Annotated in this window: 22 protein-coding genes; 10 read left to right on the top strand and 12 right to left on the bottom strand. The window is 45.1% G+C overall.

The window, feature by feature from the left end; genetic code table 11:
* Positions 1 to 58: 58 nt before the first annotated feature.
* The 3 genes from accC to BTW00_RS08725 all read right to left on the bottom strand — a co-directional run bounded on the left by accC (position 59) and on the right by BTW00_RS08725 (position 2,850).
* The gene (accC, locus tag BTW00_RS08735) at positions 59 to 1,405 is read right to left on the bottom strand and encodes an acetyl-CoA carboxylase biotin carboxylase subunit (protein WP_075107080.1); all 1,347 of its coding nucleotides are present in this window, start codon (positions 1,403 to 1,405) and stop codon (positions 59 to 61) included.
* Positions 1,406 to 1,465: 60 nt separating this feature from the next.
* A complete protein-coding gene (accB, locus tag BTW00_RS08730) occupies positions 1,466 to 1,981 on the bottom strand; it encodes an acetyl-CoA carboxylase biotin carboxyl carrier protein (protein ID WP_075107079.1) in 516 nt (171 codons plus the stop codon).
* Positions 1,982 to 2,058: 77 nt separating this feature from the next.
* Positions 2,059 to 2,850, bottom strand: coding sequence for a putative hydro-lyase (locus BTW00_RS08725; RefSeq protein ID WP_075107078.1), 792 nt, complete (start codon positions 2,848 to 2,850; stop codon positions 2,059 to 2,061).
* 451 nt (positions 2,851 to 3,301) lie between these two features.
* Between BTW00_RS08725 and BTW00_RS08720 the strand changes: the two genes are divergently transcribed.
* Positions 3,302 to 3,928, top strand: coding sequence for a DJ-1/PfpI family protein (locus tag BTW00_RS08720; RefSeq protein WP_075107077.1), 627 nt, complete (start codon positions 3,302 to 3,304; stop codon positions 3,926 to 3,928).
* Positions 3,929 to 4,096: 168 nt separating this feature from the next.
* On the opposite strand, the gene BTW00_RS08715 is transcribed toward BTW00_RS08720, so the two are convergent.
* Positions 4,097 to 6,433: a FepA family TonB-dependent siderophore receptor gene (locus BTW00_RS08715; RefSeq protein ID WP_075107076.1), complete on the bottom strand. Its 2,337-nt coding sequence runs from the start codon at positions 6,431 to 6,433 to the stop codon at positions 4,097 to 4,099.
* Between the two features lie 428 nt (positions 6,434 to 6,861).
* Between BTW00_RS08715 and BTW00_RS08710 the strand changes: the two genes are divergently transcribed.
* A complete protein-coding gene (locus tag BTW00_RS08710; RefSeq protein WP_075107075.1) occupies positions 6,862 to 7,776 on the top strand; it encodes a LysR family transcriptional regulator in 915 nt (304 codons plus the stop codon).
* 145 nt (positions 7,777 to 7,921) lie between these two features.
* Here the strand turns inward: BTW00_RS08710 and BTW00_RS08705 are convergent, their stop codons facing one another.
* The 6 genes from BTW00_RS08705 to BTW00_RS08680 form a co-directional block, all read right to left on the bottom strand.
* Positions 7,922 to 8,917 carry a hypothetical protein gene (locus BTW00_RS08705; RefSeq protein WP_256714041.1) on the bottom strand — a complete coding sequence of 332 codons (996 nt, stop codon included), beginning with the start codon at positions 8,915 to 8,917 and terminating at the stop codon, positions 7,922 to 7,924.
* A gap of 198 nt (positions 8,918 to 9,115) precedes the next feature.
* A complete protein-coding gene (locus tag BTW00_RS08700) occupies positions 9,116 to 9,595 on the bottom strand; it encodes a thioesterase family protein (protein WP_075107074.1) in 480 nt (159 codons plus the stop codon).
* A 165-nt stretch (positions 9,596 to 9,760) separates the two neighbouring features.
* Complete coding sequence (locus tag BTW00_RS08695; RefSeq protein ID WP_075107073.1) at positions 9,761 to 11,464, bottom strand: fatty acid--CoA ligase; 1,704 nt, start codon at positions 11,462 to 11,464, stop codon at positions 9,761 to 9,763.
* 61 nt (positions 11,465 to 11,525) lie between these two features.
* Positions 11,526 to 12,728, bottom strand: a complete 1,203-nt coding sequence (locus BTW00_RS08690) for a 3-oxoadipyl-CoA thiolase (RefSeq protein ID WP_075107072.1) — start codon at positions 12,726 to 12,728, stop codon at positions 11,526 to 11,528.
* A gap of 66 nt (positions 12,729 to 12,794) precedes the next feature.
* The gene (locus tag BTW00_RS08685) at positions 12,795 to 14,375 is read right to left on the bottom strand and encodes a 3-hydroxyacyl-CoA dehydrogenase (RefSeq protein WP_075107071.1); all 1,581 of its coding nucleotides are present in this window, start codon (positions 14,373 to 14,375) and stop codon (positions 12,795 to 12,797) included.
* Positions 14,376 to 14,445: 70 nt separating this feature from the next.
* On the bottom strand, positions 14,446 to 15,222 hold the full coding sequence (locus BTW00_RS08680; RefSeq protein WP_075107070.1) for an enoyl-CoA hydratase: 777 nt from the start codon (positions 15,220 to 15,222) through the stop codon (positions 14,446 to 14,448).
* A 361-nt stretch (positions 15,223 to 15,583) separates the two neighbouring features.
* Between BTW00_RS08680 and BTW00_RS08675 the strand changes: the two genes are divergently transcribed.
* From BTW00_RS08675 to BTW00_RS08655, 5 genes are all read left to right on the top strand, one after another.
* Positions 15,584 to 16,738, top strand: a complete 1,155-nt coding sequence (locus tag BTW00_RS08675; RefSeq protein ID WP_075107069.1) for an acyl-CoA dehydrogenase family protein — start codon at positions 15,584 to 15,586, stop codon at positions 16,736 to 16,738.
* A 115-nt stretch (positions 16,739 to 16,853) separates the two neighbouring features.
* Positions 16,854 to 18,122 carry an MFS transporter gene (locus BTW00_RS08670; RefSeq protein ID WP_075107068.1) on the top strand — a complete coding sequence of 423 codons (1,269 nt, stop codon included), beginning with the start codon at positions 16,854 to 16,856 and terminating at the stop codon, positions 18,120 to 18,122.
* Positions 18,123 to 18,403: 281 nt separating this feature from the next.
* Positions 18,404 to 19,249, top strand: a complete 846-nt coding sequence (locus tag BTW00_RS08665) for an IclR family transcriptional regulator (protein ID WP_071001513.1) — start codon at positions 18,404 to 18,406, stop codon at positions 19,247 to 19,249.
* A 132-nt stretch (positions 19,250 to 19,381) separates the two neighbouring features.
* Entirely contained in the window at positions 19,382 to 20,476 is a 1,095-nt protein-coding gene (locus BTW00_RS08660) for an NADH:flavin oxidoreductase/NADH oxidase (RefSeq protein ID WP_075107067.1), read from the top strand.
* A 381-nt stretch (positions 20,477 to 20,857) separates the two neighbouring features.
* Entirely contained in the window at positions 20,858 to 21,283 is a 426-nt protein-coding gene (locus BTW00_RS08655) for a transposase (RefSeq protein ID WP_075107066.1), read from the top strand.
* A gap of 245 nt (positions 21,284 to 21,528) precedes the next feature.
* On the opposite strand, the gene BTW00_RS08650 is transcribed toward BTW00_RS08655, so the two are convergent.
* A complete protein-coding gene (locus tag BTW00_RS08650) occupies positions 21,529 to 22,434 on the bottom strand; it encodes a LysR family transcriptional regulator (protein WP_197707684.1) in 906 nt (301 codons plus the stop codon).
* A 150-nt stretch (positions 22,435 to 22,584) separates the two neighbouring features.
* On the opposite strand from BTW00_RS08650, the gene BTW00_RS08645 reads away from it, so the two are divergent.
* The 3 genes from BTW00_RS08645 (at position 22,585) to BTW00_RS08635 (ending at position 25,243) form a co-directional block, all read left to right on the top strand.
* Complete coding sequence (locus tag BTW00_RS08645) at positions 22,585 to 23,649, top strand: TIGR03571 family LLM class oxidoreductase (protein ID WP_083603614.1); 1,065 nt, start codon at positions 22,585 to 22,587, stop codon at positions 23,647 to 23,649.
* Between the two features lie 17 nt (positions 23,650 to 23,666).
* A complete protein-coding gene (locus tag BTW00_RS08640; RefSeq protein WP_075107134.1) occupies positions 23,667 to 24,275 on the top strand; it encodes an FMN-dependent NADH-azoreductase in 609 nt (202 codons plus the stop codon).
* 152 nt (positions 24,276 to 24,427) lie between these two features.
* On the top strand, positions 24,428 to 25,243 hold the full coding sequence (locus tag BTW00_RS08635; protein WP_075107065.1) for an IS3 family transposase: 816 nt from the start codon (positions 24,428 to 24,430) through the stop codon (positions 25,241 to 25,243).
* 115 nt (positions 25,244 to 25,358) lie between these two features.
* Here BTW00_RS08635 and BTW00_RS08630 read toward each other — a convergent pair whose 3' ends face one another.
* Positions 25,359 to 26,006, bottom strand: coding sequence for a glutathione S-transferase (locus tag BTW00_RS08630; RefSeq protein ID WP_083603611.1), 648 nt, complete (start codon positions 26,004 to 26,006; stop codon positions 25,359 to 25,361).
* Positions 26,007 to 26,742 lie beyond the last annotated feature (736 nt).

Here is a 26,742-nt window from a genome sequence, read left to right as displayed (position 1 = left end):
CATTATTTTTATAAGATGTACTCGTTATCATCTTGATAACGTGCTATGGACAGCTGTTTTATATATTTTCTTTGATCCATTTTTCTAAGTAATGAATGCTCATTTGACCCTCACAGAAGCCTTTATCGGCAAACAAACGCTGATGCAACTCAATATTGGTATCAATACCCGTGATCTGCGCTTCTGACAATGCCCCTTGCATCTTGGTGATTGCTTGCGCTCTCGACTCATCCTGTACACATATTTTGGCGATCAAACTGTCATAAGTGGGCGGCACGGTATAATTGGACTCGATATGACTGTCCACTCTGACGCCACAGCCTGCAGGAAGATGACAATAGTTAATGTGGCCTGCATTGGGTAAAAAGGTCTTTGGGTTTTCAGCATTGATGCGGCATTCAAAGGCATGACCACTTATGGTGATGTCTTGCTGCTGGTATGCTAGCGGCAGCCCTGCGGCAATGCGTATTTGCTCACGGACGATATCAACGCCTGTCACCATCTCAGTGATGGTATGCTCCACTTGCACCCGCGTATTCATTTCAATAAAGAAAAATTCGCCGTTTTCGTACAAAAACTCAAACGTCCCCGCCCCTCTATAACCCATCTGCTGGCAAGCCGTGGCACACGCCTCGCCTATCTGCTGCCGTTGCTCATCGGTAATTCCGGGTGCAGGTGCTTCTTCAATGACCTTTTGATGGCGGCGCTGCATCGAGCAGTCACGCTCACCCAGATAGATGGCATGACCATGGGTATCAGACAGCACTTGTATCTCGATATGGCGCGGGTATTGTAAGTATTTTTCGAGATAAACCACAGCACTGCCAAAGTTGGCTTTAGCTTCACTCTGGGTCAAGGAGATAGCAGATAACAGATCGGCTTCTTTTTCAACGACACGCATACCGCGACCACCGCCACCGCTTGCGGCTTTGATAATGACTGGATAACCCACATCACTGGCAATCTGTATGACAGCATCAGAGTCTGTTGGCAGCGCGCCCTCAGAACCGGGCACACAAGGTACGCCAGCCGCAACCATTTGCGCTTTGGCCGCGACCTTATCACCCATGGTGCTGATATTTTCAGCCGTTGGGCCAATGAAGCAAATACCTGATGCTTCCACCAATGCCGCAAAGTCTGCATTTTCTGATAAGAACCCATAGCCGGGATGAATAGCTTCCGCCTGCGTCATTTTGGCCGCAGAGACAATCGCCCTTTGGTTCAGGTAGCTTTTTGCCGCATTAGCAGGGCCAATACAGACCTTTTCATCCGCTAAACGTACCGGTAAGGAATCTTTATCTGCTTCTGAATACACGATGACTGACCCAATACCCAGTTGTTTGCAAGCCCGAATGATACGTAATGCAATCTCGCCACGGTTAGCGATTAATATTTTGGAGAACATATATTTTCCTAAAAAAGAGAGATCAGATGTTTATTAAACCACTGCTAGTTACTTTCTAGGCTAGCTTACAGGTTCAGTGACGAACAAAGCCTGACCGTATTCGACGATATCCCCTTCTTCAATCAGAATATCTTGGATGATGCACGCCGTCTCTGCTTTGACCTCATGCATCATTTTCATTGCTTCAATGATACAAAGCGTCTGCCCGACTTCGACCTGATCGCCTATGCTGACAAACTCATCGGCATCAGGCTCAGAACGCCGATAAAACGTGCCTAACATCGGCGCTGATATGTCATTTTTTTGCGGTGTGCTTACTGTCTCTTCATTCTCATTTGCCCTATCACTGGTATTATTTTCATATTTATTATTATCACTATCGCTAGATGCAGTCTCAGCCTGTTGCTTATGGGATGCGGTGCTGACAGTGCTGGTAGAAGACTGGCTCGTATTTTGCGCAGTAGAGTGACACACAATAGCGATGCGTGCATCACCGTCGGTCACCTCTAACGATTGTATATCAGCGTTTTCTGCGATTTTTATCAGTTTCTCTAAATCATCAAAATTGATATTCATATTGGACACTATTCCTTTAGTTTTTATAAAAAGTTGGCTTGAAACAACTGGCGTAAAATCAAAACAAATATGATGGTTTATAAGACTGCTAAGTCTTCATCCCTGAGGTCGCAGATAAACATATATCCCGGTGCATGAGTAATCATCAGCTCAGGGCGACTGGTCATGGCGATGCTCTGCGGCGTGACGCCGCACGCCCAAAATACGGGCACTTCGCCTGCTTTTATAATGGATGGATCACCAAAGTCCGGAGAACTGATGTCTTTGATACCGATTAGGCTGGGATCGCCGATATGAATGGGTGCGCCATGCACTTGCGGAAACCTAGAAGTGGCTTGCACTGCCTTAGTGATTAACGGATAAGGTATCGGTCTCATACTGACCACCATTTTTCCGTGAAATTTTCCAGCTGGCTCTGTTTCTATATTAGTGATGTACATCGGTACATTGTGGTTGTCTTCGATATGCCTGATGGGGATGGAGGCATTCAACATAGCCGTCTCAAAAGAGAAGCTACAGCCTAAAAGAAAGCAGACTAAATCATCGCGCCAATAGTCTGTTAAGTCTGATACTTCATCGACCAGTTCACCATGTTGGTATATTCGATATCTCGATAGATCAGTTCTGAGATCAGCTCCTTTAGCCATTAGCTTAGGTTCTGCGCTACCGATATCGGTGACGTCTAACACAGGACAAGGCTTGGGATTGCGCTGTGCAAATAACAAAAAGTCATAGGCCAAATCTTTGGGCACAATGACCAAGTTGGCTTGTATGTGACCTTTGCACATACCAGAGGTAGGTTTGTCTATTTTGTTATTTCTGATCAGTGCCCTGATTTCTTGTGGCGACAAGTTCCCTATGTCTGGCATGGTTGTTCCTTTTTATGCGTCATACTAAAAAATAGTAAGCTATTGTCTGATAAAAACATCATAGCAAATATAAATTGATGTGATTGATTTGGCTTTAAACTGTTACAAAAAACACCGCGCTTTATATCGTGCTGAGCCATGCGTTAACCACTACAATGATAACGACCGCTTAATAATGACAGCGTGCGATATATGAGAGCCATTATATGAAAGCCATCTCATACATATCGGTGACCTTTAGAAGCATGACCATGTTTAACTCTCATAAGCCCTTGTTATCTACAAAAATGAAATCGCTATTGTTTTCTGCCTGTCTGGTAGGTGGCGTATCACTTTTAAGCACTTATGCTCGAAAATCTGCTGAGTAAGTCATAACCTTTTTACTTTTCACTTGTTTTAAAACCACTGTACCACTTTTATAAAGGCTCTACTATAAGAGATAATCACGCTTATGAAGACAACGAATATAAGAACGATTACTGCTTTGGTATTTGAGGACTATGAAACGCTGGATTTGTTCGGCCCTATAGAAATGTTCGGTCGCTTAAAAACCCTTTATCGTATTCAATTTGCCTCGTTAAGAGGTGGCATTATCAACAATCAGCATGGTGTGGCTTTACATACAGTGAAAGTCGATGAGTTGCCATGGCATACTGATATTTTATTAATCGTCGGTGGACAAGGGACACGGCAACTGGTTCACGTGCCCGCTTTTTTGACGACGCTACAACAACTATCCAAGCAGACCAAGTGGGTGCTAAGCGTATGTACAGGCAGTGCCTTACTTGCAAAAGCTGGACTGTTAGATGGCAAGCGCGCCACATCTAATAAGCGAGCATGGGCATGGGTGATTTCGCAGTCTGATCAGGTTAAATGGATACCAGAGGCACGGTGGGTTATTGACGGTAAGTTTTACACGTCATCGGACGTTAGTGCGGGTATGGACATGGCCTTGGGGTTTATCGCAGACCAGCATGGGTCAGCCACTGCTCTTCAGCTCGCTAAAGATATCGAGTACCATTGGCAAGAAGACAGTCAAACGGATGATTTTTTTGACAATAGTATTCATGGTGCTTAATGCTATAGAGGCAATTGTCTTGTTAACCTTGTATGTACTCAGACTTCAAAAAATCGCCCTGCCCCATAAAAAAGGGTCCAAGCAATGAGCTTAGACCTTTTTTTATGTTAATAAGTGAGCGTCTTTTTAGTAGAAAAAATACTTTGAGTAAAAAGATATTTTTAGCGTTTAAAAGTTCACACTAATATCAAAGAGGTAATAACGACCCGGTTCATTGTACGTACGAGCACCTGCATTGGTACCAGTGCCTTCGCGTTTAATTTGCTTATCAAATAAGTTTTTGATTCCGGCACCAACGGTGACACTATCTGTCAAGTTATAGCGAGTGCTAATATTGGCAAGGGCGTAAGGTTTACGATCAAGCTTTAGCGTTTCCAACGCATCGCCAGTAGTAACTGAAACTTCAGGTGCTTCAATAGTTCCGTAATAGCTAACACCAAAGTCGGTATTCCAACGTGGGGTAATGTCCCAGTTAACGTTAGAGTTGACGGTGAATTTAGGGATTAGCGATAACGGCTCACCAGTATCTTTACGCTCTGAGCGGATGTTGCCCGTGACATTAGTAGACCAAGAAACCGTGTCAGTCACTGGCACTTGAACAAAGCCTTCAAGGCCTTCAATGATGGCCTCACCTTGGTTTTCCCATTGAAAAACAGAGCGGTCTTTTGCAATACTGTCAGCATCTACGACACCAACTACACCCACACGATCTATACCCGCACCGATACGGTTATCATAATCGTTACGATAGTAAGTCAAACCGGCGTTCAGTCCTGTACCATCGTCATAGGTAAAAGTCAGCTCTTTGTTCCAAGAAGTCTCGTGCTCGAGATCAGTGTTACCCAAGACATAGCAGCCGATTTGATCGCTCGGAATCCAAGAAGGACAGCCATTACCTCTGGTATAGTAGATATAGTTGGGATCAAGTTGATAAAGTGATGGTGCTTTAAAAGCACGGCTTACGCCCGTTTTGACTGACCAGTTAGGGCTAAAGTCCCACGTGGTATTGATACTCGGTGACCAGTTGCTGCCAGCTTCGCTATGATAATCAAAACGTAACCCTGGGGTCACATACCAATCTGGAGTGATTTGGTAGTTGTCTTCTAAATAAGCACCGACAAGATAAGCATCTGATTTTGGATCGCGCTTAGCAGGGTCAGTTTCCACATCGCCAAAGTCAAAGCCTTCATCAAAAGTTATATCTGAAACCACAGGATTATTGAGTTTTTCACCACGGAACTCAGCGCCAGCCGTCAAGGTATGGCGGTCAAAGAAGATATCCCACTCTGATTTGGCATTTAACGTATCGTAGGTTGCCTCTACCCATTCAAAATCCTCGCCGTCGTCAGGTATGACAATCTGACCTTCAACACCACCACCAGCACCTTCAGCTAAGCGCTCATTATTGGTGCGGCTAAATTCTAAGTAGCTGTTACTACGGGAATTTTCATAGTCACCACGATGGGTTAAAGCGGCACCATAGCGGCGCATCTTATTGGTAGATTCGCCAGCTAAAGTTTCGACCAAGTCATCATTGACTGTTTGGAATTGCGAGTCACCCACCCAGCGGTTATCTTGCGTGCTGTAGTTGACCTCAAAACCTACCGTGTTCATCGCATCCATAGCGTATTCAAAAAGCTGGCGGACGTCTATATTTTCTACCCCTTCAACACCTGCCGCAACCGAAGCCGCAGGCCCATCACGCCCATCAACAATCTGGGCGTCTTCGGCATTGATATAGGGATCATCGCCTTCACTGTCGTGGTAACCCAGCGTGGTACGGAAGGACAGCTTATCACTCAACGGGCCAGCCATATTGATATTGGTGCGCCAGTTTTTGCCCTCAAGATCGCTCTCTGGCATCTCGTAATGCCCTGTGACAGAAAACTCTTTTTTGTCAGGTGATTTGGTGATGATATTAACTACCCCGCCCATACTACCAGAACCATAGCGAGCCGCGGCTGGGCCTCGTAATACCTCAATACGTTCAATAGCGCTCGGCGGCACCCACTGAGAGTCACCACGGGTATCTTGCTCGCTAGCACGACCCGGGCGAACTGCATTGCGGGAAGTAACAGGACGACCATCAATTAAAATGAGGGTATTATTCGGACCCATACCGCGAAGATCAATCTGGCGCTGGTTGCCACGTTGCCCAGAAGTTGACGAGCCAGATAGATTAACCCCAGGCATTTTGCGCACGATCTCTGAGATATCATTAGACAACGACGCCTTCTCAATCGCCTCTTCACCAATCACTGATAGACCCGGCGCTTGTACCAACTCATCCCTAGCGGCACGTACGACAATGGTATCTAGCGTGGTACTGGGTAGCGCTGCTTGCTCATCGGTGGTTTGTGTCACGTCATTCTCAGCAGCAACAGCAGTCGTGCTAAGGATAGAGGCAATGGCAATGCTTAATAGGGCTTGACTGGTTGTTAAGCGTGGCAGCTTTTGTGAACGAAAATGATTTTTATCATTAGAAGGTGTTGATAGTATCGGCATAAATCACAATCCTGAAAGTACTTGGTTTTATCAAAAAAGTCAGTTTTATCAATATCGTCAGCGTTACCAAAAAAAGGCTTTTACAGCGCATTGATTACGCTTGTCAAAAAGCTAAGACGAGCTGCCTTTATTTCAATTGATATAAGCCCAATGGCGAATGTATTGATATAGATCACATCTCAAAAGCAGCGATAGTAAAATATGGTTCGCTACTTAGTAATAAAGCATGCACACTTTAGCAACATTATAAAAATAATACAAACAATAATGAAAATTATTATCATTTACATTAACTAGAAACAATTTAGATGAAAAATCAACGCTGCCATCCAAGGTCAATAGAACGCACGACTTTACTATCGGTGAAGCAACAGCGTAAGATGACTGACGAGAGAATATTGATAACCGCTGGAAGGAAAACCTGAATAATGGATAGAATTGATGCGATGCGGGCGTTTGTATCAGTGGTGATTGAAGGCAGTTTTAGCAATGCCGCTACAGCCATGCAACTGTCGCCGCAGTTGGTGAGCAAATATGTGTCAAAGCTAGAAGAGCGACTGGATATACGCTTACTGAACCGCACGACCCGTAAAGTCAGTCTGACGGAAGCAGGTACTCACTATTTCGAGCATGCACAGCAAGTGTTACTCAGTATCGATGATATGGAGTCCAAATTAGGTGGGTTTCAGCAGAACCCAAAAGGCACATTGAGAATAAGCGCGCCTGTGTCCTTTGCCCTCAAACATATGGCAAAATTGGTCACGGATTTTCAGACACGTTATCCTTCGGTCAATGTCGATTTGCAGCTGAACGACCGCAAAGTAGATATCGTTGAAGAAGGATTTGATGTGGCGCTGCGCATCGGTCAGCTCAAAAGCTCGTCACTGATTGCCAAGCAAGTTGCGCCTGTCCGCGTCATCTTGTGTGCTTCCCCTGCCTATCTTGATAAATATGGTGTGCCCAGCAAACCTGAAGACCTAAAAAACCATCGGTATTTGCATTACAGTTATATGGAAAAATACGGCAAAGAAGATATTTATCAGTGGCTAGATACCACCAATCAACCAAACTCAGAGCTGAGCAGTAATAACGGAGATTTGCTTGTCAATGCGGCAGTGGCTGGAGCTGGAATAGCACTACAGCCCACGTTTATTGCAAGCGAAGCACTGAGTAAAGGGGATCTTATGATGGTGCTACCTGATTACGAACCCGAGACGCTAGGTTTGTATGCAGTGTATGCCCATCGAAAGCTGTTGCCACACAAGATCAGATGTTTTATTGATTTTATCGAAGGGTATTACGGTTCACCGCCCTATTGGGATGAATCGATACAACACTTGTAGATAACTATTAGCGACCCTCACCAAAACACCCCATGCATTGATAAATGTCTGGGATGTTGTTTAATACACTTGGTAGCATGGCAAGTCTATCGTGAGCTATATTATAAATATCATTAAAAATAGCACCCCTCTCAATTCATCACTCTCAAAACTCGTATTTGGCCATCACTTCTATTTGCTGACCTGCTGGCATCCATGGAAAGGTCGTCGCACTTTGCTCTCGCCACTCAATCCCCAAGTCTAAATCTGGCAGATACTCATAGATAAGGTTAGCGCTTTTGACATTGGCAGAGGTATCTGCCGCGTCATCGACATTGACCTCACCATAACGCAAGTTGCCACGCAGTTTTTGAGAGAACTGATGCTTATAACCAACACTATAACCTGTCTGAGAGATCAGTTTGCCATGTTCGGCGTCACAATCAGCACCACCATTCATAATAAGCGGCCCGCCCACACATATGGCAGAATAAGCACCCATCCCTTTACCGTTATAGACACTCGCATGGAGCGAGTCTTGACCCAACGACAATTTGCCTGCTAAAGACACGCCGACGCCCACATCCGAGTCCTCTCCGTTCTCAGCTTCACGCGCCGTGACAGCGACATTATAGTCGAGATTGGCTATCTTATCTTTGTAACTGACCACCATATCAGGCAGGCTGGCATCGTCATACACAGGGTCTTGAGCGGTAAAACGCAGCCCCTTGTAAGTGTAATGCACCGTCAAATCTGGACGAATGTATGAGCCGCCACCGGAGGCTGTGCCGATACCTGTACCCCAGAAGTCAAGCTGCTCGGTGGAGAGTGGCGCGACTGCCAAAAACTGACCGTTCCACGTTTTACCCACTGTCAGATCATCCACTTGCACATAAGCATGGCGCAAGCGCAGGTTGGATCCGCCCTTGGCATAATCCCCATAAAAATCGCCTTCAATAAAACCTGTGAGCTTTTTATCCTCCACAGACTTGGTCGTCTTCACATTAATACGTGACTGGCGTAAGTTTCCTTTAAATTCTGAATCTCCCTCATCAGGCGAATTAAATGCCCCTTCTGCTTTGATATAACCCCCGATACTCAATGTTGTATCGCCCGTTGTCACAATATCGATTGCTTGCGCAGATGCGCAGGTTGCTACCATAGCCAATCCTATAGATAGCCTTTTTGTATAAAGCATCATTCCTCTCTTCCCTGTTATATGTTGATATCCTTATCAATGCCAATGGCGATTACGTGCTCTTTACTTCATAACCGTGAATGCGTTTTTTATAAATTGCCTCCTACCTATTGCCTGCTGTCTCATCAAAGAGTCAGTAACCAATTGATGTTCTATTGGGTGTTATGCTTCTTGGTCGATACTCTCTAATGCTGCAATGGCTTCTTTTTGCAATACATCAATTGGCTTTTTTTGTCCGCTCAATTTATCGAGATAGACCAGCACCGACTCACCGATTGCAACGGCTTTTTTTAGTGCGGTACTATAATAGGTGTATTCGTGCACCAGACTTGAGTTGCCGATTTTTTTGACCTTGACGCCGATCCACAACGTATCAGGATAAGCAACTGGAGTAAGGTATCGACATGACGAGGCCGCCATCACCGAAAACGTTTTTTCATTAAATAAACCAAGTCGCCTGTTGTAGTAGATACGAGCATTTTGAGAGTATTCGTAATAGACCACATTATTGACATGACCAAAGGTATCCATATCACCCCATTCAACTTGCTGAGGGTAGATAACCGTAAAGTCGTGTAATGGATGACTGTCATCACTTATGACAGCCTCTTGTATTTCTGGAAATGTAGGAACCGCTTCCATAGCTTGTCTCTTTTTATTAGGCAGGTTTTGTTATATAGATGATGCGTGTGACTCAGGGTACTCATGACACACACCTCCCCCATCCCTAGCATTTATGCAGACACTAGGGTTTATATACGTCTTTTCTGTTAGTAAACTCGCTGTGATGGTGACAGGTCTATTTGGCTAGATAATGTTTTCTGAATACATCGAGCGCATGCGTTTTTTATCGAGTTTACCGACGCTGGTTTTTGGCATCTCTGATAAGAACCTCACTTCACTTGGCACGCCATATTTTGGCAAATGACCTCTCTCAACCGCTTGATGACCCAGTGCCAAAATATCTGTCGACGTTGTATCGGCATAGTCTGGTTTTAGCACGACCAATGCAAGAGGGCGCTCGCCCCAGCGCGTATCTGGAACACCAATTACCGCGATATCAGCAACGCTTGGGTGAAAGGATAGAATCGTCTCAACCTCGAGCGAGGACACCCATTCGCCACCAGACTTGATAACGTCTTTTAGTCTATCGGTGATGCTCAGCGTACCATCGGCGCTTATGCAGGCAATGTCTTGCGTATGCATCCAGCCGCCTTTCCATAGCGCATTGCCTGCATCGGGATTTTTAAAATAGCTTTGCGTTAGCCACGGCGCTCGTATCACAAGCTCGCCTGTCGACTCACCATCCATCGGTTGAGGTTGACCATTTTCGTTCCAGATTTCCATCGATACCAGCATGATGGGCGAACCTGACAGACAACGATAATTGAGATTGTCCTCTAGGGTCATTGACTCGGTTTTGTCATCGAATACCGCTCGAGACAGCACAGGACAGGACTCTGACATCCCAAACCCTGACATAAACTCAATACCGCACTCGATAGCGGCTTTAGCTAAGCCCTCGTTGAGCTTTGAGCCCCCTAGCAGTAGTTTGAGATTCTCAAACTTACGACCGCGCTCTGCCATTTCTTTGAGGAGCATCTGCAATATGGCGGGGACGCCATGCGACAGCGTGACTTTATGCTGCTCAATCAAATCGACTAATTTTGGTGCTAGATAGCGTCCCGGATATACTTGGTTTAGCCCTATCATGGTGGCGCCATATGGCCAGCACCATGCATGAACGTGAAACAAGGGCGTCATCGGCATGTAGACATCGTTATAGCGCGCGCCTTGACCTTCGGCATTGAGCGCTGACGCCAAAGTGCTTGCCATCGTCTGTAGTACGATCTGGCGATGGGTGAAGAAAACCCCTTTTGGATCGCCTGTCGTACCACTGGTATAAAATGTGGTCGCGATGGTGTTTTCATCAAAATCTGGGAAGTCAAACTCGTCACTAGCAGCTGCTAATAGCGCCTCATATTCACCGTCAACATAGTCAGACAGCTCAGCTTTCTCACTACCTGCTTTCTCACTACCTGCATTGTCATCTTCTGCATCATCAGCCCAGATCACATGCTCAATAGACGGTGCATCATCACGATAATCTTTGATCATCGGCTCAAACTCAGCATTTAACAGTAGCGCTTTTGGTGCAGCATGGTTGATGGTATAGAGCACTTTGTCTTCTGACAAGCGCACATTGACGGTTTGTAAAATCATGCCGGACATCGGTACGGCAAAGTATGCCTCAAGGTAACGATGACTGTCCCAATCCATGACCGCGACCACATCCCCTGCCTGCAAGCCCATGTTTTTTAAGACATTGGCCAAGCGATTGATACGCTTAAAAAATTCAGCATAGGTAAACGTGACTTTGTCCGCATAGCTGATGGTTTGGTTGGTGGAGGCGACTTTGGCACGGTTGAGTAGCTGCTTAATAATTAACGGAAACCCATACGCGTCTTCGGCCTGATGGTAGTTGTCATGTTGATTGAGTATGGTTGTCATAGTGTCATCCTTGATAATAAACTGTCCTTGATAATCAGTAATGTGGCGCGTGCTTTTAATATCAGACGCGCTCTATCACCATGGCAAGCCCTTGCCCGATGCCAATGCATAGGCTAACCACTGCATATTTGCCGCCCGTACGCTGTAATTCTCGAGCGGTACTCAAAGCGATTCGTGCACCAGATGCGCCCAGTGGATGCCCGACCGCGATGGCGCCGCCATTAGGATTGACACGCTTATCATCAAAATCAATATCCAACCCTTTTAGGCAGCCAAGCACTTGCGAAGCGAATGCTTCATTAATCTCAATGACAGACATGTCATCGAGGGTTAAATTTGCACGCTTTAGCGCCAGCTTAATCGCTTCAACAGGCCCGATACCCATGATATTGGGCTCAACCCCCATCGCACCCGATGACAAAATTCTGGCAATCGGCTTAAAGCCTAGCTTTTTTTCTGCTTGCTTTGAACCAATGATGAGCGCAGCAGCACCATCATTGATACCGGAAGCATTACCTGCGGTGACTATGCCATTTTCATTTAAAGGTTTAAGCTTTTGTAGCGCTGCAATATCGGAGCTGGCACGAGGATGCTCATCATCCGTAACGACTTTTTCGGGCAACTTTTTACCTTGTGGGACGGAGATAGGCGTTATCTCATCGTCAAAAAACCCTGCTTGTTTGGCAGCTTGGTACTTGGCTTGTGATGCTGCTGCAAACTTATCGGCTTCCTCGCGAGTAATACCATATTTATGAGCAACATTGTCACCCGTCTGCGGCATGGTATCACTGCCGAACTTCTCAATAATTTTTGGGTTAGGAAAACGGCTACCAATCGTCGTATCAAATACTTTAAAGTCACGGCTAAACGGCTGCTCTGTCTTGGCAAAGACAAAAGGCGCACGCGTCATCGACTCGACCCCACCTGCTAAAATAATATCCCCTTCATTGCACGTAATACTGCGAGCAGCATCGACCACGGTAGACAGACCTGACGCACATAGACGGTTTACTGTCTGACCTGGCGTGGTGACATCCAGCCCTGCCAACAGAGCAGCGTTACGCGCGATATTGCGAGAGTCCTCACCTGCTTGGTTGGCACTACCTAGCAACACTTCATCAAAGATATCAGCAGATAATTGGTGCTTTTCGACCAGCGCTTTCATCACGGTAGCGACCAAATCATCAGCGCGTACCGTTGCCAATGCACCGACATAGCGACCAAAAGGGCTTCTTAAGCCATCATAAATATAGGCATCTAACATAACGTGTCCTTGTTGTATTTTTTAACTTTGAATAAATGGTTTTATAACGATATTTTGTTGTTTGTACTAATAAATGGCCTGCTGAGTGAACAATGACACAGCCAGCTTGGCGCGGCGCTGTAACCAAGGGCTTGGGCGATAGCGTGGATCGCCTGTGAGCGCGTAGATACGCTCTAAAATGAGCAGCACACGCGAGGCACCAAGATGATCGCCCCAAGAGATCGGGCCGTATGGATACCCCAACCCAAGCTTGACGGCATTATCGATATCCTCTGGCGTGGCAATCTTTTGCATGGCGATGTCACAGCCGAGATTGATTACCATGGCGACCACCCGCTGTGCCACAAAGCCTGTACTTTCGGCAATCAGCGTGGCACTGCTCGCCTCCTGCGCATCTGCTTCACGACTATCTGAGCCTTTATTACCCGTGCTACTGCCAAATAACGCATAAGCTTGCGCCACGAATCGTTCTTGTGTGACGATGCTTGGCATCAACGTACGATGCTTTGTAAGCTCGGTAAGCATATCAATGGCAACGGCTTGCTTGGGATCAACCTGATAACGAATCGCGGCATTGGTCGTATCTTCACCATAGATGGCGAGTAGCACCAAACTATCAGGGTGTGGTGTGTCGTTGTCATCGATAGTGACGTCATGAGCATTTAAGTAATCAATCAGCTGCGTCTTATCTTCTGCCAAATCAGCGCCAATCCACACTGAGCTAATAGTGGCATCAGATATGAGCGCTTCGAACGATTGATTTTGAGCACTATCTACGGAAACCTTTTGACCTTTTTCGTATTGATAAAAACCGCCGCCAACCTTACGGCCGAGCTTTTTGCCTACCAGCATCTGACGGGTTAATGGATGCGGGCGATAGCGCGCTTCATGATAGAACTGGTTGTAAATTGACTCCATCACGGGGTGTGACACATCGATACCCGTCAGATCTAACAGCTCGAACGGCCCCATACGAAACCCTGCGCCATCACGTAAAATGCGGTCTATTTGCTCAAAACTTGCGACGCCTTCACCCAATATTTTTAATGCTTCGGTACCATAGGCTCTGCCACCATGGTTGACGATGAAACCGGGTGTGTCTTTTGCGACCACGCCCAGATGACCCATCCGCTTGGCCAAATCAGTGAGCGCATCAACGACCGATTGCCGAGTAGAAAGGCCCGGAATGATTTCTACGATTTTCATTAAAGGGACTGGATTAAAGAAGTGAAACCCTGCCACGCGCTCTGGATGATCGCAGTCAGCAGCAATTGCCGTGACTGATAATGAGGAGGTGTTGGTCGCCAAAACAGTATCAGGGGTGACGACCTCTTCTAACTGGGCGAAAAGCTGTTTTTTGATGTCTAGATTTTCGATAATGGCTTCAACCACGATCTCAGCGGTCGCGATTTGGCTTAACTCTTGGACGACGGTTAAACGGCTTAGCATAGCTTGTAGCTCGTCATCGCTGAATTTGCCTTTAGCGGTGAGCTTTTCAAGCATGGTTTTCAGCGAATGTCGTCCCTGCTCAGCTGCGCCTGCTTTGGCGTCATATAAAAGAACTTGGATATCAGCTTGGGCAGCAATTTGGGCGATACCCATACCCATAATGCCAGTGCCAACAATGGCAAGTGTATTCACGGTCATAATCATTCTCTACATAATTTGCGATAGGATTTGGTCGGCGTGGGCAAAAGAGATAAGCGGCATCTGCCCCTTAATAGCCTTTATACTCTGCAGGGCGCTTTTCCAAAAAAGCTTTGGCGCCTTCTTTTTGGTCATGCGTATCAAACAGAATCTGAAAGGCTTTACGCTCTAAGGCCAACGCGCCTTCTAAAGGCATATCAGCACCCAGTGTTGCCACCTCTTTGATTTGCGCTAAGGCAATAGGAGAGTACTTTGATAGCTGCTCAGCGATCTCAATGGCACGAGTGATGGTAGCCTCATCGTCGACGACTTCAGAGACCAGCCCCATTGTGCCCGCCTCATCAGCGCTGATCATATCGCCCGTGAGTACCATCTTCATGGCCTTGTGTTTGCCAATGGCACGAAACAAACGCTGCGTGCCTCCTGCTCCTGGCATCAGTCCTATTTTGATCTCGGGCTGCCCAAATTTGGCAGATTTGCCAGCGATGATGATGTCAGCATGCATGGCCAGCTCACAGCCACCGCCAAGTGCATAGCCATTGACGGCAGCAATAATGGGCTTGCGGCAATGAGTGATGGCATCCCAATAGCGCTCGCTACGACGCAGATACATATCAGCCGTACTGATCGTCAAAAAATCATTGATATCGGCACCAGCAGCAAACACCTTGTCACCGCCAGTCAGGACGATCGCTTTGGTTTGTGGATCATCATTTAACTGAATGAACAAATCTGCCATTTGTTGGCGTAGCTCGCCGTTTAGTGCATTGCGCACTTTGGGGCGATTGAGCGTCATGACACTCACGCCCTCTTTTGGTTTTTCACAAATAATGAATTGCTCTTCCATGATCCCCTCCTTAGACATCATTCCGATATAAAGTACAAATACATAATAAAGTACAAAAACATATTAAAACGATTATTTTTGAAATAAAAATATCGCTATGCGGTATTTAATATCAATATATACTGTTTATTTTGGTTTGTGAAGGGAAAAAATTGGTTAAATGAGAAAAATTATAGAGAATAATTATCATATTCATAATAAAAATACCGCAATGCGGTTTTTTAAACCAAAACTATTGTAATTTACTTATTCATCGATTATGCTAATTATCCAAGGACGTCACATGACTAACATCGTCAAAAAGCCGTTATGACTATCAGTCATCAATCAAACAGGCATTTATCCAACAAGGAAGACTCATATGATTAGAGATAAAGAAACCCTCGACCATATCACTCATACCATCCGTAACTTCGTTAATGACCAACTCGTTCCTCTGGAGCACTGGGTGGCAGAAAACGATCGCCTACCAGAAGAGATCATCGAGCAGATGCGCGAGCTTGGGCTATTTGGGCTAACTATTCCTGAAGAGTACGGTGGTCTTGGTGTCACGATGGAAGAAGAAGTGACCTTGGCATTTGAGCTGGGACGTACCTCTCCTGCCTTTCGATCACTGATTGGGACCAATAACGGTATTGGCTCCTCTGGTCTTGTGATTGATGGGACAGAAGCGCAAAAGCAGAAGTATCTGCCTCGCCTCGCCAGTGGGGAGATCATTGGTTCATTTTGCTTGACCGAGCCTGACTCAGGCTCAGATGCCGCCTCATTAAAGACAACCGCTGTTAGAGATGGTGATACTTATATCATCAACGGTACCAAACGCTATATCACCAACGCCCCGCAAGCGGGTATCTTCACTGTCATGGCACGTACTGACCCACAAAACAAACGCGCTGGCGGTATTTCGGCATTTATTGTTGAAAGCGACACGCCGGGTATTACTTTGGGCAAAATTGACAAAAAAATGGGACAAAAAGGCGCGCATACCTGTGATGTGATCTTTGACAACTGCGTCGTGCCAACCGATGCGCTCATCGGCGGTGTCGAGGGTGTGGGCTTCAAAACCGCGATGAAAGTCTTAGATAAAGGACGATTGCACATTGCAGCAGCCAGTACTGGAGCTGCGACTCGCATGCTAAATGATGCATTACATTATGCCGTCGAGCGTAAGCAATTTGGGCAGCCTATTGCCAGTTTTCAGCTCATTCAAGGCATGCTCGCTGACTCAAAAGCAGAGATTTATGCTGCCAAATCCATGGTACTAGATGCGGCGCGTCTACGTGATGAAGGCAAAGATGTCGTGACCGAATCCTCATGTGCCAAAATGTTTGCCACCGAGATGTGCGGCCGCGTGGCGGATAGAGCCGTACAGATCCATGGCGGCGCAGGCTATATCGCAGATTATGGTATTGAGCGTTTTTATCGTGATGTGCGTCTCTATCGTCTGTATGAAGGTACGACCCAAATTCAGCAAGTCATCATTGCCCGCAATATGATCAAAGAAGCCAGCGAGTAATCTATCTCGCAGGCGTGCTCACCAAAACACAAGGCGGTATTTGCTAGGATGCTGATGCCGTTCCCTTCTCTTTATAACTCAGACTTTGATTCTCACAACGATAAGGATATACATTGTGAAAAGTGTCGCTATAACGTCAGACCCAAGCGCAAGCACGGTCCAAAAACAGCCTTGGAAACTGGCCTTTGTTTTTTGTTTCTTGGTTTTATTATGTGATGGGGCTGATATCGGTATTCTTGCCTTTACCTTATCTAGCCTAAAACTAGAGTTTGGCTTGACCAATGTGCAAGCTGGCGCGCTGGGTAGCTGGTCATTGTTTGGCATGGCTATTGGCGGGGTTTTTGGCGGCTGGGCCTGTGATCGTTTTGGACGAGTACGCGTGATTGTTTTGGCTACTGGGATGTTTTCTATCCTATCTGGTTTTAGTGGGCTTGTGCAGAGCTATGAGCAGTTTGTGGCACTACGATTTATTGCTTGCTTAGGGCTTGGCAGCTTATATATCGCCACCAACACGTTGATGTCTGAGATGGTGCCGACGAAGCATCGAACGACTGTGCTCGCCGCGCTTATGACTGGTTTTACGCTCGGATCTTTGGTCATTACAAGCATTTCAGCATGGATTATTCCCAGCTATGGCTGGCGTACCCTATACCTTTTAACCTTTTTGCCCATTCTCCTTTCAATATTCATGTATTTTCTAGTACCTGAACCACAATCTTGGAAAGAGGCGCGTGCCCGTAAATTAAGCGGCGAGAAAACCACACTGCAAAAGGCAGAAAACCCTTACAAGGCTATCTTTGAAAATCCCAAACATCGCATTATGTTTATACTGTGGTCGATGAGCTCAGGGTTATTACTGTTTGGCTATTTTGGTGTGAGTAATTGGCTACCGTCTTATCTCGAAACTGAGCTGGGTATCAAGTTTAAAGAAATGGCGCTATATATGGCAGGCACTTACCTAACGATGATGTTTGCTAAAGTAATAGCAGGGTTTATGGCGGACAAAATCGGTCGAAAAATAGTCTTTGCTTTTGGCACCATGGGCACCGCTCTATTCATTCCTTTCTTAGTCTATATGCATACTCCAGAAAATATCGGCTGGCTAATGATTACCTTTGGCTTCTTGTATGGTATCCCTTATGCTATAAACGCCACCTACTTGACCGAGAGCTTCCCGACAGCTATCCGAGGTACAGCCATTGGCGGTGCCTTTAATATCGGGCGACTTGGCTCTGTGATTGCCCCTGTCGCTATCGGCTACATGGCGATGCATAACTCCATCGGTGCAGGTCTGCTGCTGATGGCAGGTGCTTACTTCTTATGTGGTCTGATCCCAACCTTGTTTATCAAAGAAAAGCAGTATGATCCACAAGAGGCCTCATAAGATCTTTTATAACGCCGTTGACCCCCTATATTACGACCGTTCATACCGCATAGCGAAACAATCTACCCACATCATGCTATGCTGAGAATATAAATGTACGGTAATATAGTATAATGAACAAGATAAACTGCCTTTGGCATGTGACTGTGAGTCAGTGATAAAGCCTGTAATAAGTATTTGCTAAACACTTGTTCTATATAGCAATACTGGCTCACGGTGACGCTAGGTAGTGATAATTTTACTATGCTTGTATGGACTGAATTGGGGATAATAGACCGCCTATGACGAACGACACCCTTGCCAATGACGACCCTAATAATGAGATGCATATGGAGTTGTTAGAACCCATTGCAGAGATGCAGGGCAAAAACGACAGACAGTTTGTCACCGCGTTGGCTCGTGGTCTTGAGCTACTGCGCTGTTTTACCCCGAAGCGACCTTATCTGGGCAATCAAGAGCTGAGTCAACTGACAGGGATTCCTAAGGGTACCATCACTCGCCTCACCTATACCTTGGTCAAATTAGGCTATCTCAAACAGTCTACCACGAGCAGTAAGTATCAGCTCTCAACCGGTGTGCTTGGGTTTGGCTATACCATGATGACCAACATCTCTATCAATAACCTCGCCACCCCTTATATGGAAGAGCTGGCAGATTATGCCAATAGTGCTGTGGCCATGGCGACGCGCGATCGGTTGATGATGGTCTATCTCAATGTGGTGCAAGGGGCTGGTAGTACGACTATGCAGCGCAATATCGGCTCATATCTCCCCATTCATTTAAGCTCGATGGGACGCGCTTGCCTCGCCAGCATGCCGCCTGCTGAGCAAGAATTTATCCTAAATGCGATTCGCAATAAGTACAAGGATGATTGGCTAAAGATCAGACGAGGGCTGGACAAAGCCTTTCAAGATTATGAAGATTACGGCTATTGTTTTTCTATCAGTGAATGGCAAAAGGATGTCAATGCGGTCGCCATTGCGCTGATGCACCCGACGGAAGGTTTGCTCACGTTTAACTGCGGCGCGCCAAGTTTTATCCTGAGTCGCACCAAGCTAGAAGAAGATATTGCCCCTCGCCTGCTACATATGAAAAACATGATTGAGAGTAATCTATATATCAGCTAGCGTCACTTAAATGTAACCTATAAAAACAACCATTCATCCCCATCATGTATTCAAGCGCTAATCGTATAAGTCATTTATATTGTTTTTGTATTTTATTTTCCATGCCTTTAGGCACGTTTTTAAGGATTTACCATGAGCCAGCTTTTTTCGCCTTTGCAACTTGGGCAACTCACATTAGATAACCGTATTATCATTGCTCCTATGTGCCAATACTCTGCCAACAATGGCGCGGCAAGCGATTGGCATACGATTCATTTGGGCCAAATGAGTTTGAGCGGTGCAGGGCTACTTATTTTGGAAGCGACAGCGGTCAATCCGCAAGGGCGTATCAGCTATGCTGATTTGGGATTATGGGATGACAGGACGCAAGCGGCACTGGATAAAACACTAACGGCAATCAGACAGTACAGCCCGATGCCGATAGGCGTCCAGTTGGCCCATGCTGGGCGTAAAGCGTCAACCAAAAAACCATGGGACGGCGACGGCTCGATTGCCCCTGATGAGGTAAATGGCTGGCAAACGGTGGCACCATCAGCGCTGGCGTATGACGAAAACTCTACTGTACCCACAGCAATGGATCAAAATGACATTGATACACTCATCAGTGATTTTATCGATGCGGCAAGACGTGCCGATGCGCTGGGTCTTGACTTAATTGAGCTTCATGGTGCGCACGGCTATCTATTGCATCAGTTTTTATCGCCGCTTTCTAATCAACGTGATGATCAATACGGCGGCAGTCTTGAAAACAGAATGCGCTTGTTACTTGACTTGTTTACAGCGGTTCGGGCTGAGTTTTCAAGTGACAAGCCAGTGGGCGTGCGGGTTTCTGCAACCGATTGGGTCGAAGGCGGCTGGGACCTTACCCAAACGATCGAGCTGGCTAAAGCCTTAGAAGCATTAGGCTGTGATTATATCCATGTGAGCACCGCAGGACTGAGCCCAGAGCAGCAAATCCCTGTGGAAGCGAGCTATCAAGTGCCTTTTGCTGCCGCCATAAAAGAAGCGGTCAATATACCCGTCATTGCCGTGGGCCTAATCACCGAGGCCGAGCAGGCAGAAAGCATCATCACCGAGCAGCAAGCGGACGCGGTTGCCTTGGCACGCGGCATACTTTACGACCCGCACTGGCCTTGGCATGCAGCAGCAGAGCTTGGTGCAAAAGTAAAAGCACCCAAACAGTACCTGCGCTCAAGCCCGCACGGTAAGCCGTCTCCTATAGAATAAGTGTAATCGAACTACGAACATAGACTGAAGACATTACTTGCTTCAGTCTATGCATTAACTCACTTTAATTCAAACTAAAGTAATTATGGCTTAAAAGTTAGATAGTCATCAGTGTATTCAACTTGACAAGTGGTAGTGATATCAACGCTGCCATAATTTACCGGCTGAAGTGTAGCGCAGGGAGGTCAACTTATGGTCTTGTTAGGCCTGCTAAATGTTCCATAAGCGGAATTACCTCATTGTAAATACCCCATTCTTAACACAACATCATCGTAGAATAATTAAGCCACCTGCCTGTACTCAGCAGGTGTCATTGTAGTGGCATAATGAAATAGGACAGTAGATAAGAGGTTATACTATCACCAAGACTGGAGAGAAGATATGACCACCAAACGTGGACGCTACAGCCAAGAATTTAAGCTAGAAGCCATTAAACTGGTTGAAGATCAAGGCAGGAAGATACCAGAAGTAGCCAACTCATTAGGTATCGGCAAAACCACCTTAGAGAATTGGGTATATAAATACCGTAAAGAACAGCAAGGTGTCATGCCATTAGAAGGCAAAGCCCTAACGCCTGAATTACGGCGTATACAAGAGCTTGAAAAACAGGTGAGGTTCTTTAGAAGCTTTAAGACAGAGTGGATGCCCAAAGGCGGTTACGAGAATATCACCGTGGCTAAACAAGATATCTGTGATTACATCTGGGGTTATTATCGAGCTGTGAGACCGCACAGCTTCAACAACTCTTTAACACCATTAGAGACAGAGAGACGCTACTTTAATCAAAACCTCTTATCAGGTGTCTAAAATTAGTTGACCACTACACTATTATTCTAGTAAGTAATGAAACAAAATTATATATGGTTTTCCGTTCACCCTGAGCCTGTTGAAGAGTAGGAAAACCGTTATGGTTCGACAAGCTCACCACGAACGGTTTTTTATAATTTAAATTTGTTCAGTTACTTAAATCAGAATAGTATGATGAAGAAAGCCTTTCCTAAATTAGATACGCATAATATTCTAGTGCTTTTCACAATATCACCATCTACAGTTTAACCTATCAAACGCTGTGCTAAAAAATTCACCAACACGCCAATTTTTACCACATTACGGCTAGTGGGCGGATACACCAAATAAATCCCGTCATCTGTCGCCAAAGACGGGGTCACTTGCCAATCAGACAACACCTGTACCAACGCCCCAGACTGCAACGCTTTCTCAATCAGCCAATTAGGTAAATGGCTAATCCCTTGTCCATCAAGCGTGGCTTGTTTCAGCATTTCTATATTATTACCCATCAAATTCCCTGTCACCCGCAAACTTTGCGTTTTACCCGTTTGATGGAAATACCACTTTGACGCATAGCCTTGATACATAAACGGCAAACAATTATGCTCGGCTAATTGTGACGGTATTTGTGGTGTTCCATGCAATCGTAGATAATCGGGACTGGCACATAACAGCCGTTGCTGAGAGGCAATAAATTTTGCTACCAAGCGGTCATCCTCCACACGCCCTAACCGCACCCCTACATCATATTTCTCATTAAATAAATCTACAAATTCATCACTGGCAAATAGCTCCAATTCAATTTTTGGGTATAAATGGGCAAATTCGGCAAGCAATGGGGCGATTTTTTCAATCCCATAGGCACTGGGAAAAGTAAGGCACAATCGCCCTTGTGGCTCAATTTGCTCCTCTTTAATCGCTTCATTTACCTGTTGTAATTCAGCTAATATCGGCTCGGTCTGTTGTAAATAACGCATCCCTGCATGGGTCAAATCCAAATGTCTGGTTGAGCGATTCAATAGCTTAACTTGCAAGGATTGTTCTAAGTTATCAATTTGCCGAGTGACAGACGACACCGCCAGCCCAAGCTGACTTGCCGTGGCAGTAAAGCTATTAGTATTCGCCACATGGTGAAAAATAGTGAGGGCATAGAAGTAATTGATGGTCATGGGTTTGTTAGCAGTTAAGTGTATTTTTGAATAAACATATTTTTGCAAAAAAAGCAAAACTGTTTCTAATTTTACCCCAATTATCATTAAAAATAAAAGCATTATACTAGGGCTATATTTTTTAATGCTTAATTTAACGGAGTGACTCCCATGACCACAAGCTCACAAACTGCTGTACCAAACCTCTCTGTTCTTGGACAAGACAATAGCCAATTATTTCACACCGCTCAGACGAATGAAAATATAACCCCGCAACAAAAACAACTACCCCCTCATCTTGCCAATCACCCTTCATTTAGTGAGGTGTTTCAAGCGGATAAACTCACCTTGGGATTGATTGCCCCGTTTAAAGGCTATCCCAATAGTCCGATTCCGAGCTTAGAAGACTTTGGGGAAACCGCTGTCTTAGCAGAACAGCTTGGATTTTCTGCACTATGGTTGCGAGATGTGCCATTTTACGATCCAAGTTTTGGCGATGTTGGACAAGCATTTGACCCCATGGTTGCCATGGGCTATTTGACTGCGAAAACCCAACGAATTGCGATAGGTTCAGCAGGCATCGTTGCACCTTTGCGGAGTCCCATTCATATCGCCAAAGCCTCAGCAAGTACGGCAGTATTAAGCAATAATCGCTTTATTTTGGGGATGTCGAGTGGCGATAGACCTGTGGAATACCCTGTGTTTCAGCAAAACTTTGACAATCGTGCCGAGCGTTTTCGAGAAAGTTGGGACATGATTCGTGCCTTAACCACCCAAAAATTTCCGCAGTTTAAAGGGCAACATTATGGGGATTTAACAGGCAATATTGGCTTTATCCCTATCCTTGAACAACGCTTACCGATGGTTGCTATTGGTCGTGCCAGACAGGAACTAGATTGGCTTGCTAATACTGCCGATGCGTGGATTTGGCATGGGGTAAACCCAAAAGATACCAAAAATATCGTGCAAACCTTGGCGGATTTAAATCAAGATGACGCTTGGCATCCTTTTGGTTATGCCAATTTTGTCGAACTTAGTGAGAATCCGAATGAGCCTGCTCAATTATCTCGCAATATTTATCTACGAGGCGGGTCACATAGTTTGCTGGAATTTTGGCAAGAGCAAAAAGAACAAGGCTTATCTCATGTCACCATTAATTTAAAGCCTACCAAACGCCCTGTTAAAGAAACGTTGCAAGACTTAGCAGAAAATGTGTTAGCCAAATTAAACCAATAAAAATGGGGTATAAAACCATGAAAACGCTTGTCATTGATACCACAATCAATGCCCATACTGAGTCATTTTCGGCTCAGTTACTACAACAAATCAAACAGCAATTTGCTGAAAGCACAACCTATTTGCCATTAAATGACATGGATTTACCTACCTTGGATGAGGCAACCCTAACGGTCATTTATAAACAAAAAGCAGGGGAGGCTTTGAGTGTGGCGGAGCAAGCTATCGCCGACACTCGGCAAGCGATGTTACAGCAGTTTAAAGCGCATCAAAAAATCGTTATTATCTATCCGATGTATAACTACAATATCCCTGCTCGACTCAAAGATTATATGGATATGGTGTTGGTGCCACGAGAGACTTTCCAGTACAGCGAGGCAGGTAAAATTGAACCCTTATTGACCGATAATAGAGCCGTGTTGTTTCTACAAATTAGTGGGTCGATGTTCTCATTGGATAAAGAATGCCAACAAATGGAATTTGCTTACCGTTATTTGGATATGATGTTTGCAAAAATGGGCTTTAAAAAACGCACCTTGATTCGAGCAGAAGGCACGGCCATTTGTGATAAAGAGGCAATTTTACAAGCCACGCTAGAAAATTTTAACCAATGGCAAGTTAATTAAATTTTAAGATAGCTGATACATAAGCTCAAGTTACTCAATATACTGTTAGGAGAATTTTCTTATGAAATCAAAATACCACCCTTTATTTCAACCTTTTACCCTTAATAATGGCATCGTCATCAAAAACCGTTTGGTAGTTGCTCCTATGACGCATTGGGGTTGTTAGAAGCAGCTATTACAACAGTACTAAATCTAGGTCTATAAACATTGAACTTATAAGGCTCAAAGCCTTAATCAGAGAAGTATTTGAGCAGTCAAATGGCTCGGCTGGTGCAAGGACGGTATCTGCTATCGTCACGCATCAACATGACATTAAACTCACACGCTACAGAGCAGTTAAACTGATGGCACAAATGGGGTTGATTAGTCGACAGATAAAATCACATAAGTACAGGCGTTGTGAAGAATTCCATAAAGCTTATGGAAACATACTAGACCGTCAGTTTGCGCCCACTGCACCAAACCAAGTCTGGACAGGTGATGTAACCTATGTCCGTAACAAAGCCGGATGGTGTTATTTAGCCATCGTTATGGATTTATATGCTCGACGTATTGTTGGTTTTGCCTTGTCAGATAGCCCGAATACCCAGCTGACCACATCTACACTAAAAATGGCATATCACATAAGACTTGAGCCTAAAGGCGTGCTGTTTCATTCAGATCAAGACAGTCATTATACCAGTGAAGAGTATGCTAAATGCGTAGCCAAGTGCAATGGTATGTCGCATAGTATGAGCCGACGAGGCAACTGTTGGGACAATGCCCTCACTGAACGCTTCTTTAGAAGCTTTAAGACAGAGTGGATGCCAAAAAACGGCTATGACAATATTGATGAGGCTCGGCAGGCAGTAAATGATTATATTTGGGGCTATTATCAAAGTGTAAGACCACACAGCTTTAATGAGTATTTAACACCGAGCGAGAAAAAGAGACTTTATTTCAACAAAAACCTCTTAAGTACTGTCTAAAAATATTTGACCACTACAAGTATACAATGTGTATTCTCCTACGTTCTTTCAAATCTATACTTTACCTACCACTCACCACTCATGTGATCATATAAATAACTTCAAATACCAGATATTAACAAGGAAAAATCACCACCTCATCGCCTTCTTGCCATGGTTCAAACTTAGTCATGACTTGCAAAAATAACGGATGCGCAAGCCAATCTTGTAACCACTGCTGCAATTTAGGGTATGGCAAACCATAAAACACCTCACGATCAACATGCGCAAATTGACGAACAAACGGCATGATACCAATATCCGCTGTGGTCACACTGTCTCCTAATAGATAGACATTTTTTGTCAATAGCGTCTCCAATACCTGCAAAAACACCTCGCCGCGCTGTCGATACTCGCTCTGGGTCATCTCAGGATACCGATCTGCATATTTGTATCGATCTAGCCAATATTTAAACTCATTGTCATTTTGTGCAATCAAGTCATTTGCTTGCGGTAATGTATTTTTATCAAGTAAGCCGTGTGGGTCATTCTGCTCAAGTGCCCACATCATAATCTCGTCACTTTCTTCAATGACGGTCCCATCCGCCAACTGTAAAACGGGTACGGTCCCTTTTGGGCTAATCGCTAGCATTTGCTCTGGTTTATTCTTCAGCGTAACCTCCCGCAGCGCTACAGACTGCTCGGCAAATAAAAGACCGAGACGGGCACGCATGGCATAGGGACAGCGGCGAAAAGAATACAAGCGGTGAAGCGGTGAAGTCATAGTTGTCTTCCACAATTGAATAAAAACTAAATAGCATATCAATAAGAACCAGTAGGCTCAAACACACTGATATGGATTTTATTAGGGAGTAGATAAATATTATTAGGCGCGATGAGATTCACACCGATTTCGCTCTCGATGTTGACGGCGTTTGCAGCACCTAAAAACCTTTAATTAAAGACAAAGAGTTTGATGCATTGCTTGCTGATAGAGCCTTTGACACAGATTGGCTACTGCTAGACTGAAAAGAGGGTGGTAGCAAAGCGGTCATACGCCCTAAACACTCTCGTTTAAAGCAACGAGATTTCGATAAAGAAATGTAAAAGTGGCGTCATTTAATCGAGAACTTCTTCTGTAAGCTGAAAGATTTCAAGAAAATTGCCATGCGTGCTGAAAAACGGATGAGTCGTTTGCTGCTAATATCTATTTAGCAGCGACGATTATCCATTTACGGTAATTGTCAACACACCCTAGTAGACTCGCCATCACATCGTCTGCTCTACCGCTATTACAACAAACAAACCTTAAGAGGAGCTTAGGAAACTAAGAATTCGAACTTTAAAATAGTGAATAATCTACCTGACATTCATAGATAATTAAAAGTAGGGCGTGTTGAACATTCGCAAATAGGCACTGCTGATCGCTAAAATTGTTCCAGACAAGGCACAAAGCGACGATAATGCAGATGCCTTAGCGAGATTTGTAACGCAGTATGGGGCAATTTTAGCATCAGCCC

The organism is Psychrobacter sp. C 20.9 (assembly GCF_001921765.1).
In the GTDB taxonomy this organism is placed as follows: Bacteria; Pseudomonadota; Gammaproteobacteria; order Pseudomonadales; family Moraxellaceae; genus Psychrobacter; species Psychrobacter piscatorii_B.
Note: the sequence above shows the minus strand (reverse complement) of the source record. Positions and strands in the feature narration are given on the sequence as shown.